Consider the following 14943-nt stretch of genomic DNA (forward strand, 5'->3'; position numbering starts at 1 on the left):
GTGCCCCGCGTCCCAGCTCAAGTAGCCGCGGCGCATGGTCAGTTCGGCCTCCGCCCGGGAGTACCGATGACCATCCGCTGGACCCACCTCGACAGCCCCGTCGGACAGTTGCTCCTGACCGCCGACGACACCGGCGCACTGACCTCGCTGTCCGTGCCCGAGCAGAAGAACGGCCGTACCGTGCAAGAGGGTTGGCGCCACGACCCGGGTCCCTTCCGGAGCGCCGAGGAGCAGCTGGCCGCCTACTTCGCCGGGGAACTCAAGGAGTTCGACCTGGAGTTGAGCCCCCAGGGCACCGAATTCCGGCGCCGGGTCTGGGACGCCCTGGACGACGTGCCGTACGGCGCGACCACGACGTACGGCGAGATCGCCGCCCGCGTCGGGGCCTCCCGGGTCGCCGTCCGGGCCGTCGGCGGCGCGATCGGCGCCAACCCGCTGCTCATCCTGCGCCCCTGCCACCGGGTGATCGGTGCGAGCGGTGCCCTCACCGGGTACGCGGGCGGCCTGCCCCGCAAGACCGCGCTGCTCACCCTGGAGGGCGTGCTCTAGTCCTCGTCCAGGCCCCAGCTGTGGATCCGGCGGGGATGCAGGCGGATCACCTCCTCGCTGAAGTGCGGGCCCAACTCGTGGGGGCCCGTGAGGAGTTCGGCCTCGCCGCGGATGTCGATGCCGCGCACCCGCCACGGCCGTACGCTCACGATGTCGTCGACGACCAGCGCGACCTTCGGGTTCTTCTGGAGGTTGCGCCACTTCTTGGTGCGGCCCATCGCGTAGCCGCCGATCAGGATCGTGCCGTCGTCCTGGGGGAAGAAACCGACCGGGTTCGCCTGCGGCTGCCCATGCGGGTCGACGGTGGCGAGCCGTCCCAGCCGCTGTGATGTCAGGTACGCGCGCTCGGCCTCGCTGAATGCGGTCATGACAGCCAGCGAAGCATGTCCGGCGTGCCCGGCGCATCGGCTTGACGACTTGGAGATCCCGCGAGTTGCGTTAGGGCGCACTCCAACTCCTAGGTTTCGGAGGCATGCGCTACATCAGACTCGGAACGACCGGACTGGAAGTCTCCGCCATCGCCCTCGGCTGTATGAGCTTCGGCGAGCCGGACCGGGGCGGCGAGCCCTGGTCGCTGGGCGCGGACGCCGGCCGGGACATCATCAAGCAGGCCCTCGAGAGCGGCGTCAACTTCCTCGACACGGCCAATGGGTACAGCGCCGGAAGCAGCGAGGAGATCGTCGGCCGGGCGGTCAAGGACTTCGCCCGGCGCGAGGAGGTCGTTCTCGCCACCAAGGTCTGGATGCGGATGCGCCCCGGCCCGAACGGCGCCGGGCTGTCCCGCAAGGCGATCTTCGCCGAGCTCGACGCCTCCCTGAAGCGACTGGGGACCGACTACATCGACCTGTACCAGATCCACCGCTGGGACTACGACACCCCGATCGAGGAAACCCTTGAGGCGCTGCACGACGCGGTCAGGTCCGGGAAGGTCCGCTACCTCGGAGCCTCCTCCATGTACGCCTGGCAGTTCGCCAAGGCCCTGTACCTGGCCGACCTGAACGGCTGGACCCGGTTCGTGTCGATGCAGGACCACTACAACCTCATCCACCGGGAAGCGGAGCGGGAGATGATCCCGCTCTGCGCCGACCAGGGCATCGGCGTCATCCCGTGGAGCCCGCTGGCGCGGGGCAGGCTGACGCGGGTCCGGGACACCGCCACGGCACGTGCCGGGACCGACCCGGGTGGCAGGATCCTCTACCGCGACGAGGACCAGGCGGTGGCCGAGCGCGTCCACGAGATCGCGGGCAGGCGGGGTCTGTCCCCGGCCCAGGTCGCCCTGGCCTGGGTCATGCGCAACCCGGCGGTGACCTCGCCCGTCGTCGGGGTCACCAAGCCGGCCCAGCTGGCCGACGCGGTCGCCGCGGTGGACGTCGAACTCGACGAAGCCGAGGCCGCCTACCTGGAGGAGCCGTACCAGCCCCACGGGACCGCCTACCTGGAGGAGTCCTTCTACAAGTCGCGCCCTGCGGCGGGCTCCCGGTAGTCCTCCATCTCAACCAGCCGTGAAGGCTGGACCAGCCGACGCGCGGAATCTCTTGGGGACCGAGGCCTACGTCACCCCCAGATCAGCGCGCCCAGCCACGCGCCCGCGATCAGCAGGCAGGTGAACAGTTCCGTGAGCACGCTGGAGCCGCCCAAGCGCATCGCCGTGCGCAGGGCGGCCCTCGCCTCGCCGTGGCGGCCGAGGCGGAGCCGCTCGTAGAGGTAGATGCCGGCCATGAAGCCGGGGATCGCGCCCACGACGGGCACCAGGCAGAAGCCGAGAAACGCCCCTGCTCCGGCGTACACCCCCATGCGCGGGGTCGCACCGCTCTGCCGCAGTCGTCGGGGCGGCAGGGACCAGCGCACCACCTGGGACAGGAACAGGGACATGGTCGCGCCGACCAGCACACCCCACGCGACCGGCTGCGGATCCTTCAGCGCCCACCACAGGACCGCGGCCCACACCAGCCACGACCCCGGTACGCCGGGCACCAGTACTCCGACCAGGCCGAACAGCATGACCAGCCCGACCAGCAGGAGATCCCACGCTCCCATCTGTCCAGGGTGCCGGAGCCGCGGTGAAGTCGCAGGTCAGCGAGACAGGGGTGAATCACAGCTCAGGGACAGGAAAGGGGGTCACACTCAGGGCCGTCGCCGGACAGTTCTCCCGTGGGGGGTGGAACCGTCCGGCGGCCCCATTCGTACGGCCGTTCGGCGGATCACCCGCCACGCCGTTCGGTGCGTGCCGGCGTGCCCGATTTTCGGGATGCCCCGTTTTCATCCGGCCCGTGCGGTGGACAATTAGGGGCATGAGCCAGCAGGGGGGAAGGCCCACCGGTCACGAGGACGACTGGTGGGGGCAGCTGTACGACGACGCCAAGGGCGACACGGGCCCCACCCGCGCCCCCGACTCACTGGACGACCGCTTCGCCTCGGCGGCCGACACACTGAACGACGTCCCGGGCACAGCGCGGCCCCCCGGGGCAGGCGCAGGAGACACGGACAGCTCGGGCCGACGCCCGGACGGAGGCGTCCCCGCGCCCCGTTCCGGGGGATACGGCGCCGGGGCGAGGGCCGGGGATCCGGAGCCGCCGTCCGACGCACCCCCACCCCCCGCGCCCTTCCCGCCCGGCCCCAAGCCCCCCGGATTCGACGAGCACACCTCCGAGGAGGCCCCGCCCCCACCCTCCGGCAGTCCCGGGCCCGGCGTCTCGGCCCCGCCGCCCGGCAGTCCCGCCCCCGCCGCCTCCGCCTCGCCATCCGGTGGTCGTACGTCGGCGGAGACGCCGTCCGCGACGAGCGACTGGTGGGCCGCGCCCCGTGCGGCCGCGTCGGAGCCCGTCCCGGCACCTCCCGGCGGAGCCCCCCGCACCGGCCCCGGGTTCACCCAGCCGAACGCACCGGTGGAACCTCCTGACGCCTCCGGTCGCTCTCGCCCTGGCCTCGGCTCCACTCCCGGCCCCGATTCCGCCCCCGGTACCCCCGAGCCGCCCGCACCGGCCAAGCCGGACGGCGGCATCGGCCCCGGCTCCACGCGGTTCGACGCGCCGGTCCAGATCCCCGGACGCACCGGCCCCGGCTCCACCCAGCCCAACCGGCCCGTCCCGCCGGTCGAGCCCCATGAACCCGCCGTGTCCGCCGTACCCGTTGACCCCGCTCCAGCCGATCCCCCCGACGCGCCCCCCGCCCCGGACCGGCACCAGGACGAGAGGCCCGGTGCCGCCGAGCCGATCGGCCGAGCGCCGCAGGCAACCCGTACCGCCACCCGCCTCGACCTCCCCACTGTCGGGTTCGTCGGGTCCGGGCCGCCGACCTACGACGCCGAGCCCACCGCCCTCCCGCCCGCCGACCCGGACGAGTTGGACGACCTGGTCGCGGACACCGTGCTGGACGGCGCCCGGTACGGGGCGTGCACGCTGCGGGCCGTGTCCGTGCGCGGCGACTCCGCCCGGTACCGCGGCGAGCCGCGCCGGGACTCCCTGCTCACCGCCCGTTTCGGCACCGGCGACCACGCGCTGATCCTCGTCGCCATGGCCACCGGCGCCCGGGCCACCGCCGGCGCGCACCGGGCCGCCGCCGAGGCCTGTCACTGGATCGGCCGGGCCGTCGGCCGCAGTCACGCGAGGCTCGCCGAGGACCTCAGGGCCGCCCGCCGCGGCGACCTCAAGTCCGGCCTGCACCGCCTCACCGACCGCAGCCTCGGCAAGCTCCGCGCCAGCGCCTCCGAGCAGGGCGTCGACCCGGAGGAGTACGCCGCCACCCTGCGCTGTCTGCTCCTGCCCGCCGACCCCGAGTGCCGTACTCGCGTCTTCTTCGGCGTCGGCGCGGGCGGACTCTTCCGGCTGCGCGACGGAGAGTGGCACGACATCGAGCCCCGGCTCACCGACACCACCGGCGAACCCGTCGTCGGCTTCGGCTCCCTGCCCGCCGAGACCCCCGAGGGCGACCGCCTCACCATGGACCTCGGCATTCCCACCCCGCCGAGCCCCTACGAACCCGCCCCCGAGCCGCCCCGCGAACCCTTCCGCTTCCGCGCCTCCGTCGCCCGCCCGGGTGACACCCTCCTGATGTGCACCGGCGGCCTCGCCGAACCGCTGCGCGGCGAACCCGACCTGTGCGAGTACCTCACCGGCCGGTGGCACGGCGCCGCCCCGCCCGGTCTCGCCGCGTTCCTCGCCGACACCCAAGTCCGGGTCAAGGGTTATGCGGACGACCGTACGGCCGCCGCGGTTTGGGAGGCGTGATCGCGGCCACTGTGGATTGATGGACCCAAGGAGACCGAAGGGGTGCATGGATCCATGGCCAAGCAGAACATCGCCGAGCAGTTCGTGGACATCCTCGTCAAGGCCGGAGTGAAGCGCCTGTACGGCGTCGTCGGCGACAGCCTCAACCCGGTCGTGGACGCCGTCCGCCGCAACGCCGCCATCGACTGGGTGCACGTCCGACACGAGGAGACCGCCGCCTTCGCCGCGGGCGCCGAGGCGCAGGTCACCGGCAGGCTCACCGCCTGTGCGGGTTCCTGCGGGCCCGGCAACCTCCACCTCATCAACGGCCTCTACGACGCCCACCGCTCCATGGCCCCGGTCCTCGCCCTCGCCTCGCACATCCCCTCCAGCGAGATCGGCCTCGGGTACTTCCAGGAGACCCACCCCGACCAGCTGTTCCGCGAGTGCAGCCACTACAGCGAGCTGATCTCCAGCCCCAAGCAGATGCCGCGGCTGCTCCAGACCGCCATCCAGAACGCCGTCGGCCGCTCCGGCGTCAGCGTCGTCTCTCTCCCCGGCGACATCGCCGACCAGCCCGCCCCCGAGCGGTCCGCCGAGACCGCCCTCGTCACCTCCCGCCCCACCGTCCGCCCCGGCGACGCCGAGATCGACCGGCTCGTCGAGATGATCGACAAGGCCGAGAAGATCACCCTCTTCTGCGGCAGCGGCACCGCGGGCGCGCACACCGAGGTCATGGACTTCGCGGAGAAGATCAAGTCCCCGGTCGGGCACGCCCTTCGGGGGAAGGAACACATCCAGTACGACAATAAATTCGACGTCGGCATGAGCGGGCTCCTCGGCTACGGCGCCGCCTACGAGGCCACCCACGAGTGCGATCTGCTGATCCTGCTCGGCACCGACTTCCCGTACAACGCCTTCCTCCCCGACGACGTCAAGATCGCGCAGATCGACGTCCGGCCCGAACACCTCGGCCGCCGCTCCAAGTTGGACCTCGCGGTGTGGGGCGACGTGAAGGAGACGCTGCGGTGTCTCACGCCCCGGGTGAAGGCCAAGGAGAACCGGCGGTTCCTCGACCGGATGCTCAAGAAGCACGCCGACGCGCTGGAGGGGGTCGTCAAGGCGTACACCAGGAAGGTGGAGAAGCACGTCCCGATCCACCCCGAGTACGTGGCGTCCGTGCTCGACGAACTCGCCGACGACGACGCGGTGTTCACGGTCGACACCGGGATGTGCAACGTCTGGGCCGCGCGCTACATCTCGCCCAACGGCCGCCGCCGGGTGATCGGTTCGTTCTCGCACGGCTCGATGGCGAACGCGCTGCCCATGGCGATCGGCGCGCAGTTCACCGACCGGGGGCGGCAGGTGGTCTCCATGTCGGGCGACGGCGGATTCACCATGCTGATGGGCGACTTCCTCACGCTCGTGCAGTACGACCTCCCGGTCAAGGTCGTCCTCTTCAACAACTCCTCGCTGGGGATGGTCGAGTTGGAGATGCTGGTCGCGGGACTGCCGTCGTACGGCACCACCAACAAGAACCCCGACTTCGCGGCCGTGGCCCGCGCCTGCGGTGCCTACGGCGTGCGTGTCGAGAAGCCCAAGGACCTGACCGGCGCCCTGAAAGCGGCGTTCAAGCACAAGGGCCCGGCGCTCGTCGACGTCGTCACCGACCCCAACGCCCTCTCCATTCCCCCGAAGATCAGCGCCGAGATGGTCACCGGCTTCGCCCTCTCCGCGTCCAAGATCGTCCTCGACGGCGGAGTGGGCCGCATGCTCCAGATGGCCCGCTCCAACCTGCGCAACGTACCGCGGCCCTAGATCGTCAAATCCCTTCGCGTCCGGGGCCGGTGGCAGGTAGCGTCTCCGTGGTTTCCGCGTGGAAAGAAGGTCTTGTCGATGGCATGTCGTATCAGTGAGCTCGTGCTCGGTTGTCGTGAGCCGGAGGTGCTCGCGCGGTTCTGGTGCGAGGTACTGGACTTCGTGGTGCTCGACCGCGAAGGGGACGAGATGTTCGAGATCGGTCCGCGTGAGGGGTTCGGCGGGGCGCAGCCGACGATCATCCTCAGCCGCCGGGACGAGCCCGAGCCGGGCAAGACCCGGCTCCACATCGACGTCAACCCCGTCGACCGCGACCAGGACGCCGAACTCGAACGCCTGCTGAAGCTCGGCGCGCGCCGGGCCGACATCGGTCAGACCGGCGAGGAGCAGTGGCACGTCCTCCAGGACCCGGAGGGCAACGAGTTCTGCCTGCTCAAGGCCCGCCTCAACCCGCTCTGAGGCGGGTGCCTCACCGCATCCAGCCGGGTGTCCCGACGCCCGTGAAGTCGTTCCAGCCGCGGCAGTACTCGCGGGAGCGCGGCCCCACGTGCTCCCACACGGCCGCGAGGTCGAGCCCCTCGTCCCAGGCGCTCAGCACCGCTTCGAGGAAGCCGGTGGCGACGGCCGTACCCTCCTCGTCGGTGCCCTCCGTCATGACCCGCTCCACCAGGCCGAACAGCCGGCGCACCTGATCCGGGGAGAACTCGGCCGCGTGCTTGCCGTAGGCCGCACCCAGGACGCTCAGGCGGACGGTCAGCGGCGGGAGGCTGTCGTCGTCGCCCGGCTCCGGACCCCGCCAGTGCTCGATGTCGGCACGGTCGGTGTCCGCCAGCACCTCGCTGATCCCGACCAGTTCCGCCCACCACGACGGATTCGTCGCCTCAGCCGTCATACGGCACCCACCCTCGCTGTCCGCTGTCGTTCGTGCCGTACCAGTATCGGGGCAGGCCCTTGATGCCGGTGGTGCGGAAGGGCCGGCCGTCGTCGTCGACGCGGACCGTGCCCGTGCGGCCCTGCGAGGACCAGTCCAGCTCCAGGTACCAACTGCACGCGCAGGTCACGGTCTTGGCGGTGACCAGCAGCACCTCGGGGTCCGTGGAGGAGACCCGGTAGGGCATCTGGATCGCCGGGATGACGTGCTCGCCGTCGTTGCCCGACTCCGAGTGGGCGATCGGGCGGTCGGCGTCGAGGTTCACGGAGAAGTAGCGGGGGGTCAGGGCGCCGCCGCACCCCTGCTCCATGGCGAAGGAGTTGGCCTTCAGCGGCGCCTCGCGGGTGACCACGCGGACGCGCAGCGCCTCCAGGACGACGGCCGTGGCGTTCCGCCCCTGCACCGAGATCCGCACATTGGTGTCGCCGCCGTGCACGGCCCCCTGTGTCGCCGCCCACAGCGCGGCGTCCTGCGCGACGGGCGGCGGCGGGACCTCGGCGGGCGGCTTGTCGATCACGTAGTCGTGCCCGCAGCCGGCCGTCCAGACGTGGGAGTCGACGGTCCAGGTGAGGGGCGTTCCGGTGCCGGTCTGCCCGCCGGAGCCGCCGGTGCCGCCGGTACCCGAGGTGTGGCCGGCGGTGCCCTTCGCGGAGGGCCGCGTTCCGGTGGCCTTCGAGGAGGGGGAACCGGTGGGGGAGGAGGCGCTCGCCGAGGGCGACGGGGAGCGCGAAGCCGTACCCGAGGCCGTGGCACCGGAGGAGGGCGCGGGCGCCTCGGCGACATCCTTGGACGCCGACCGCCCGGACGGCAGCGCGGAGAGGGTGCCGACGGTGGCGATCAGGGCCGCGGCGACGGCCGTGGCGACGACGACGCGCCTACGGCGGTACCAGGGGCGCGTGGACGGCGGGGCGGCCGGGAGCGTGACCTCCGGTTCGGTTTCTTCGAGGGGTTCGTCGGGACCGTCGGGTTCGCTGGGAACCTCCTGCTTCGGCTCCCGCGCCCGCTGCCGCTCCTCCACCGCCAGCAGCCACAGCCGGTGCAGCTCCAGCCGTTCCTCCGATGACGCCCCGCACAGCGCGGCGAATCGTTCCACCGGGGCGAAGTCGAGCGGTACCGCGTCCCCCGCGCAGTAGCGGTGCAGGGTCGAGGTGTTCATGTTGAGGCGCCGGGCCAGCTGGCCGTAGCTGCGATCCGTGCGGTCCTTGAATCCCCGCAGCAGCGCCGAGAACTCCCGTACGCCGTCCCCGCGGTCCTGTGCTTCCGACAACGATTCTCCCCAGATCTGTCAGATCCCGTATCCCAGGCACCTCTATACCTGCACGTCAGATGGGCTGGGATGGTTCCACCACCCGTGAACGCCCGTCAATCGTTGCGCCGGACTCCTGTGACAGCCGATGCTCTTGGTGTCGCACCGACCAGGGCCGGACCGACCAACCGGCGATCCGGGCGGCATCCCACACTCATGCACTCATTCACGGGGGACACCCATGCCCATGCGCATCCGAGCCGGCGTGCTCGCCGCACTCGCCGTCACCGGTCTCGCCCTCGGCGCGACGCTCGCCACTCCGGCGCAGGCCGCGCCCAAGGCGCCCGGCTTCCTCAAGGCCGCCGACCTCCCGCCGCACCCGAGTTCGTCCTGGACCGCAGGGAAGGTCACCCGCGGGGCGGGTGAGGCGGGGCTCGGCGTCTGTGTGCGGGCCGGTGTCCCGGCCCACGCGTCCGCCTGGCACCGCGAGTTCCGTACCGACCTGGAGACGAGCGCCCGCCAGGTCACCGTCGTCCTGCCTGACACCAAGGCGGCCAAGAACCTGGTCTCCCGGCTGAACAAGGACATGAAGTCCTGCGCGGCCCGGATCGAGAAGGCCGACCCGGGGACCGAGGCCACCGGCAAGGACTACGGGAAGCTCTCCGTCGAGGAGGGCGCCCATGTGTACGGCCTGGAGACCGAGACCTCCTACGGCGCCCTCGACGTGAGCCTCCTGGCGGTGGGCCGGGACGGCCGGACCGTGACCGTCGTCGACTGGGGACAGATGGGCGACCTCGGCAGCGCGCCGGTGAAGGCGTTCAAGAAGACGACCACGACCGCGGTGAACAGGCTCCACTGAGAACCGGGGCCGCCCTCCCGCACGGGGGTCGGGCGGGCGGCCCCGCAATGACCACAGCACCACACCAAGACCGGAACCACCAGACACGGGGGAACACCCATGAACCGCACGACCGTCCGCCGCACCACCCTGGCCGCCGGCCTCGCCCTGGTCCTCGGCCTGGGCGCGACGGCCCAGGCCTCCGCCGGGGCACCGCGCTCCGTCAGCGGCAAGCCGTCCGACAACATCACCCGCATCGCCGACTTCTACGGCGCCTACATCGACGCCGTGAACGACGAGGGCAGCGGCGCCCTCCAGGACGCCCTGCGCGCCCACTACCTCACGCCCGCCTTCCAGAAGGAACTCGACGCCTGGGAGGAGCGCAACCACGCCAACGGCGTCCTGCGCGCCCAGAACGTCCCGCTCGCCTGGAAGGTCACCGACAACGGCTCCACCGCCGACCGCACGGAGGCCGTCATCACCCTCACCTGGAGCAAGGACAGCACCTCCACGCTGGTCGTCGACATGACCCGTGGCAGCCACAAGATCTTCCACATCGGGGACAAGGGCCTCGGCGCCAAGTAGCGGACGCCGCACACCCGCGGCCGCGGTTCGGAACTCAGGGGGGATCCGGACCGCGGCCGTTTCCGCATGTGCCGACCAAGGGCAGTGGATTCCGGCCAGTTTCGCTCTTTGTCGCGTACGGCGACGTCGGCAGCGCCGCGTCGGCAGATGGGCCCAGCCGCTGCGGTCAGGGTGTCTCCCGGGCGCGCGGGCCCTGAACGGTCCGGTCCCACGAGGTCGGCCGCCGTCCCCGGGGGCGGACGCACCGGCTCGCCCGGACCCACGGGCGCGCGCCTGCGCAAGGGCGCCCGGGACGTCGTACGACAGACGCCTCGACCGGTTCCCGAGGCCGCGGTCCCTTCCCGGGTACGGCCTTGAGAGCGGAACCCACCCGTCGACCAGGGATTTCCTGATCCCCGTCCGGCGCGCGGGAGTTCGTGGGCGGCCCGTCCCGCCCGGCCCGTCGGCACCGGAAGGCCGGGCACATGCCACACGGACGGGACCAGGGGCACACCCACGGTCCGGCGGGCGGGCCCGAGTTGATGGTCGATCACCGGGTACGACCGCTTCCGCGCGGCGGCGAGGACGCGGTCCGGGACGCCCGTACCGCTTCCAAAGTGGCCGAACACCTGGTCGTTGATGATTCGACATGACTGCCCCATGAACTATCGGGCATGGATCCCCGTGAACGTGTTCGAGCAGGAGGGGAACCGACATCGGCACGCGGGCGGGGGTCATGAAGAGGCAGGCGCGAGGAGGCGGTCCCATGGCAGGCGGGGCCTTCTCGGCACCGACAGTGGAGGAGAAGGCCGACAGCGCCACGGAGCGGGCGCCGGCGCCGCAGCTCCGGCGCAGACTGGAGCGGGCGGACCTGGGGGCGGTACCCGAGACCCGTAGGGCGCTGCGCGAGCTGTTACGACAATGGGGGAGGCCCGGACGATCCGAGATAGCCGAACTGCTCACCAGTGAACTGGTCACCAACGCACTCGTCCACACCGACCACGACGCGGTGGTCACCGCCACCGTGGGCCCCCGGGCCCTGAGAGTGGAGGTCAGGGACTTCGTGGCCCGCCGGCCCCGGCTGTCCGTACCGAACGCCGACGACGGTACGCACGGCAGGGGACTGGTCCTGGTGCAGTCCCTCGCGGACGCCTGGGGCGTCCGGGCGCACGGCGTCGGGAAGTCCGTCTGGTTCGAACTCGACGCGGAAGCGGCGTGAGACCGGTCGCCGAAGTGGCGTGAGACGAACGGAAGGGGGCGTGACCGCAGCGGTCACGCCCCCTTCCCGTGGTGCTTCAGCTTCCTAGCCGAACTGCTGCTCCAGGTCCTTGAGCTTGCGCTCCAGGGAGTCGAGTCGCGGCAGGGCCATTGTGTCGTCCTCCGCGGTGAGGTCGACGGAGGAGTCAGCCCCATGACGAACGGGCTGGAGCGACGGACGCTGCCGTACGGGCAGCGGCTGGGGCTCCGGCGTCGATATGGCAGGCTCCGTAGCGCGCTCCAGGGCCGCGGCCTGCGGCGGCTGCTCCAGCTGGTGCCGTCCGCCGCGGCCGACGAAGCCACGGTGACCGCGGCTGATGGCCTTGAGCTGCGCCCGCTCGACACGCTGCTGCTCCCGGCGCCGGATACGGGCGTTCTCCTTCTGCCGAGCGTCCTCGCGGACCTCGTCGACCGCCTCGTCGAGGCTGCGGACGTTCTCAAGGAGCATCAGCGACCAGGCCTTGTACGTCTCACGCGGCGCCCTCAGCCAGCGCACCACCCGGATCTGCGGCAGCGGCCGCGGCACCAGGCCCTGCTCACGCAGCGCGGCGCGGCGGGTCTGCTTCAGCGCGCGGTCGAACAGCACGGCCGCCGAGAGCGACATGCCGGAGAAGAACTGGGGCGCGCCGTCGTGGCCGAAGCCGCGCGGGGCGTGCACCCAGTTGAACCAGGCCGCCGCGCCCGCGAACGTCCACACCAGTATCCGGGAGCCGAGGGCCGCGTCGCCGTGGCTGGCCTCGCGCACCGCGAGCACGGAACAGAACATCGCCGCGCCGTCCAGGCCGAACGGCACCAGGTACTGCCAGCCGCCGGAGAGGCTCAGGTTCTCCTCACCGAAGCCGACCAGGCCGCGGAAGGAGAGGGCGGCGGCGACCGCCGCACAGCAGAACAGAAGGACATAGGAGGCGGTGCCGTATATGGCCTCCTTGCGCCTGCGGCGCTCCTCGCTGCGCTCCCACGAGTCGTCTTTCGCGTGCTCCCCGCCGGACCGCTTGCTCCGCGCGAGCACCGCCACCGCCGCCAGCATGCCCAGGAGCAGTACGGCGCCCGGGAGCAGCCAGTTCAGCGATATGTCGGTCAGTCTCATCTGGGGTCCCTTGCATTGGGATAGGGCGTAACGCCCGCCATAGTGGCCCAATCCCACCGGCCCTCAGGGGGTTTCGGGGCAAGAGGCCGCCAAGGAGGTGCAAGGGAGTTGCCCAGGGCGGCGTTTTGCTCGAACTGCCGCTTGAGGGGCGGGAGTTGAGTTCGAATAAGACTACCCGTACGGGTGGTTCCACGGAAAGTTCCTGCGCCGAGTGAGGAAGTTGTGAATTACCTGTAACCCAACGAGAGTCCTAGACGGCGTTGATCTTACGGGACGCTGATCGGGCCCTGTCAGGGGGGTCCCCTTGCGGGGATCCCTGAGGGGGCATCAACTCGCCGCGGCCGCCGTGAGCTTGGCGATCCGGTCCGCCTCGCAGTTGCGCGGGCAGTTGGCGCAGGTGTCGTCCGGGTCGAGTGTGTAGTACATGCAGCAGCTCGCCCGGTCGCGGGTGGGCAGCGGCCGTCCGTCCGGGTCCGTGAGGACGCGGAAGCCTGGGGAGCCTACGTACGGCTTCGTCGTGCCCGGCAGCAGGAGGTCGAGCGCGTGCTCGGCGCGGCGCTTCTCGTCCTCGCCGAGGAGCTCGGCGACGTACCAGAGCCCCTCGACGATCTCGTCCGTCACCATCCCCCACAGCCAGCGGCCGCGGCGGCGCATCCGGGGGCCGAAGCTCGCGAGGACCGGTTCCATGTGCTCCGCGATCGCGTGCCGCAGTTCGGCGCGCAGGGCGTCCTCGTCCGGGACGGGGCGGGCGTCGGGGTGCTTCGCCGCGGGGTCGTCCGGGAGGCAGGCGAAGGTCGTCGGGCGGACCGTGAAGGCCATCGGGCCCCGGGTGCGGTCGTAGGAGACGTGGGTCACCGGGAAGCGGGGGACCCTGCGGTGCAGAAACCAGGGGACCGTGAAGAGGAGACAGGCCGGCCAGGCGTAGCGGTGCAGGCCGAAGCTGGCTATGACGTCGGGGCGGCCTTTTTGGTTGTTGTCCCGCTGTACCTGTTCGTCGTCCCAGGTCAGGAAGGCGTCGAGGGCTTGTTCGTCCGTCGCGAGCGCCTCTGTCGTGATCCAGCCGTCCGTGGAGGGGAGAGGGGTGGCTTTGTCCACTTCTGTGACCGTCAGGTACGGGAACACCTGTGTGACCTGGGTGTAGGCGGCTGTGACGGGCATGCGGGGTCACCGATTCGCAGTCGTCTTGCGCGGACGGGCTAGAGGTAAGGCTTACCTTACCCGTCTTGGTCGGGATTTGAACTGAGGCGTTCTGCGCCTAAGGTGCTTGACGGGTGAGTAACAACCCGCCGTAATGACCGCAAGTACTGACACGTCCGGAGGAGGACCCGTGAAGCAGGGTGCGCAGGGCTCCGCCGGGGTGGGGGTGCCGGGGTACGCGGCTGGGGTGGCGCGGGTGCCTGCTCAGGTGCGGGCTGCGGATGTCGCCGGTTCCGAACGGGGGCGGGCTGCTGTCGGGGGTGGGGTTCGGGGGGAGCACACCCATAGTGAGGTGCCGATTCCTCGGCCTGTGGTGCAGCGGGCCTCTGTGCGGGGGCAGATACTCGACGCCCTGCGTACGGCGTTGGTGGCGGGGGAGTTGCAGCCGGGGGAGGTGTACTCGGCGCCGGCGTTGGGGGAGCGGTTCGGGGTGTCGGCGACGCCTGTTCGTGAGGCGATGCAGCAGCTTGCGCTGGAGGGCGCCGTCGAGGTGGTGCCGAATCGGGGGTTCCGGGTTGTCGAGCGGGGGGCTCGGGAGTTGGCGGAGCTGGGGGAGGTGCGGGCGCTGATCGAGGTGCCGGTGATTCTTCGGCTGGCGCGGAGTGTGGCGGTGGAGCGGTGGGCTGAGTTGCGGCCGTTGGCGGAGGGGACGGTGCGGGCGGCGTCTTCGGGGTGCCGGGCTGCGTATGCGGAGGCCGATCTTGCGTTTCACCGGGGGGTGTTGGGGTTGTCGGGGAACTTGCAGTTGGTGCAGGTGGCGGAGGATCTGCATCGGCGGTCGCAGTGGTCGTTGGGGGGTGGGGCGGGTGTGGTGCGGGGGGATCTTGTTGCGGATGCGGCGGAGCACGCGGCGTTGTTGGATGCGTTGATTGCTCGTGACCTGGATGTGGTGCGGGTGTTGGTGGGGGAGCACTTCGCTGGGGCGTGAGTTGGTTGTCTGCGGGTTCGGTGGGGGCGGGCGTTTTGCGCAGTTCCCCGCGCCCCTGAAAGACGCGCCTACGGTTCGGTGGTGGGTCGGGGCCGGGGGCGGGGGGTATCCGTCCTCGGTCCGGCGGTAGCTGTCGATTGAGAAGTACTGGGCAACGGACGCCGGCCGCTGCGGGCGGACACCCCCCGCCCCCGACCCCTGCGCGCCGTACGCGGCCAACGGTGCATAGGGGCTCGCGTTGCCTGCAACTCCCTAGGGGCGCGGGGAACTGCGCGACCAGCCCCCACCGGGTCGCAGTCGCCATCGCGCCGATACCCCCCACC

At 71.3% G+C, this 14943-nt stretch carries 15 protein-coding genes; 9 read left to right on the top strand and 6 right to left on the bottom strand.

All coding sequences use genetic code 11. The annotated features are described in order from the left end of the window. Positions 1-66 precede the first annotated feature (66 nt). Positions 67-549, top strand: a complete 483-nt coding sequence (locus tag ABZ896_RS30615) for a methylated-DNA--[protein]-cysteine S-methyltransferase (RefSeq protein ID WP_360936189.1) — start codon at positions 67-69, stop codon at positions 547-549. On the opposite strand, the gene ABZ896_RS30620 is transcribed toward ABZ896_RS30615, so the two are convergent. After that, positions 546-917 carry a PPOX class F420-dependent oxidoreductase gene (locus ABZ896_RS30620; RefSeq protein WP_360936191.1) on the bottom strand — a complete coding sequence of 124 codons (372 nt, stop codon included), beginning with the start codon at positions 915-917 and terminating at the stop codon, positions 546-548. The two genes, ABZ896_RS30615 and ABZ896_RS30620, sit on opposite strands and share 4 nt — an antisense overlap. Positions 918-1021: 104 nt before the next feature. Between ABZ896_RS30620 and ABZ896_RS30625 the strand changes: the two genes are divergently transcribed. Then, complete coding sequence (locus ABZ896_RS30625; RefSeq protein ID WP_360936193.1) at positions 1022-2032, top strand: aldo/keto reductase; 1011 nt, start codon at positions 1022-1024, stop codon at positions 2030-2032. 71 nt (positions 2033-2103) lie between these two features. Here ABZ896_RS30625 and ABZ896_RS30630 read toward each other — a convergent pair whose 3' ends face one another. Further along, on the bottom strand, positions 2104-2586 hold the full coding sequence (locus ABZ896_RS30630; protein ID WP_360936195.1) for a DUF456 domain-containing protein: 483 nt from the start codon (positions 2584-2586) through the stop codon (positions 2104-2106). 254 nt (positions 2587-2840) lie between these two features. Between ABZ896_RS30630 and ABZ896_RS30635 the strand changes: the two genes are divergently transcribed. The 3 genes from ABZ896_RS30635 (at position 2841) to ABZ896_RS30645 (ending at position 7031) form a co-directional block, all read left to right on the top strand. Continuing rightward, positions 2841-4775, top strand: coding sequence for a protein phosphatase 2C domain-containing protein (locus tag ABZ896_RS30635; protein ID WP_360936197.1), 1935 nt, complete (start codon positions 2841-2843; stop codon positions 4773-4775). A gap of 54 nt (positions 4776-4829) precedes the next feature. After that, positions 4830-6572, top strand: coding sequence for a pyruvate dehydrogenase (locus ABZ896_RS30640; protein ID WP_360936199.1), 1743 nt, complete (start codon positions 4830-4832; stop codon positions 6570-6572). Between the two features lie 78 nt (positions 6573-6650). Continuing rightward, positions 6651-7031: a VOC family protein gene (locus tag ABZ896_RS30645; RefSeq protein WP_360936201.1), complete on the top strand. Its 381-nt coding sequence runs from the start codon at positions 6651-6653 to the stop codon at positions 7029-7031. Between the two features lie 10 nt (positions 7032-7041). Here ABZ896_RS30645 and ABZ896_RS30650 read toward each other — a convergent pair whose 3' ends face one another. Beyond that, on the bottom strand, positions 7042-7464 hold the full coding sequence (locus tag ABZ896_RS30650) for a hypothetical protein (RefSeq protein ID WP_360936202.1): 423 nt from the start codon (positions 7462-7464) through the stop codon (positions 7042-7044). Next, positions 7454-8770 (bottom strand): helix-turn-helix transcriptional regulator, encoded by a 1317-nt coding sequence (locus tag ABZ896_RS30655; RefSeq protein ID WP_360936204.1) that lies wholly within the window; start codon positions 8768-8770, stop codon positions 7454-7456. The genes ABZ896_RS30650 and ABZ896_RS30655 overlap by 11 nt, the downstream gene beginning before the upstream one ends. Positions 8771-8990: 220 nt before the next feature. Here ABZ896_RS30655 and ABZ896_RS30660 point away from each other — a divergent pair, with 220 nt between their 5' ends. From ABZ896_RS30660 to ABZ896_RS30670, 3 genes are all read left to right on the top strand, one after another. Next, on the top strand, positions 8991-9608 hold the full coding sequence (locus ABZ896_RS30660) for a hypothetical protein (protein ID WP_360936206.1): 618 nt from the start codon (positions 8991-8993) through the stop codon (positions 9606-9608). Positions 9609-9707: 99 nt separating this feature from the next. Beyond that, entirely contained in the window at positions 9708-10172 is a 465-nt protein-coding gene (locus ABZ896_RS30665; RefSeq protein WP_360936208.1) for a hypothetical protein, read from the top strand. 745 nt (positions 10173-10917) lie between these two features. Further along, positions 10918-11370 (top strand): ATP-binding protein, encoded by a 453-nt coding sequence (locus ABZ896_RS30670; protein WP_360936210.1) that lies wholly within the window; start codon positions 10918-10920, stop codon positions 11368-11370. A gap of 84 nt (positions 11371-11454) precedes the next feature. Here ABZ896_RS30670 and ABZ896_RS30675 read toward each other — a convergent pair whose 3' ends face one another. Next, the gene (locus ABZ896_RS30675) at positions 11455-12495 is read right to left on the bottom strand and encodes a DUF2637 domain-containing protein (RefSeq protein ID WP_360936212.1); all 1041 of its coding nucleotides are present in this window, start codon (positions 12493-12495) and stop codon (positions 11455-11457) included. Positions 12496-12822: 327 nt separating this feature from the next. Continuing rightward, on the bottom strand, positions 12823-13653 hold the full coding sequence (locus ABZ896_RS30680; protein ID WP_360936214.1) for a (2Fe-2S)-binding protein: 831 nt from the start codon (positions 13651-13653) through the stop codon (positions 12823-12825). Between the two features lie 169 nt (positions 13654-13822). Between ABZ896_RS30680 and ABZ896_RS30685 the strand changes: the two genes are divergently transcribed. Beyond that, complete coding sequence (locus ABZ896_RS30685) at positions 13823-14620, top strand: GntR family transcriptional regulator (protein WP_360936215.1); 798 nt, start codon at positions 13823-13825, stop codon at positions 14618-14620. Positions 14621-14943: the final 323 nt, after the last annotated feature.

This window comes from Streptomyces sp. NPDC047072 (genome assembly GCF_040643855.1).
Taxonomy (GTDB): Bacteria; Actinomycetota; Actinomycetes; order Streptomycetales; family Streptomycetaceae; genus Streptomyces.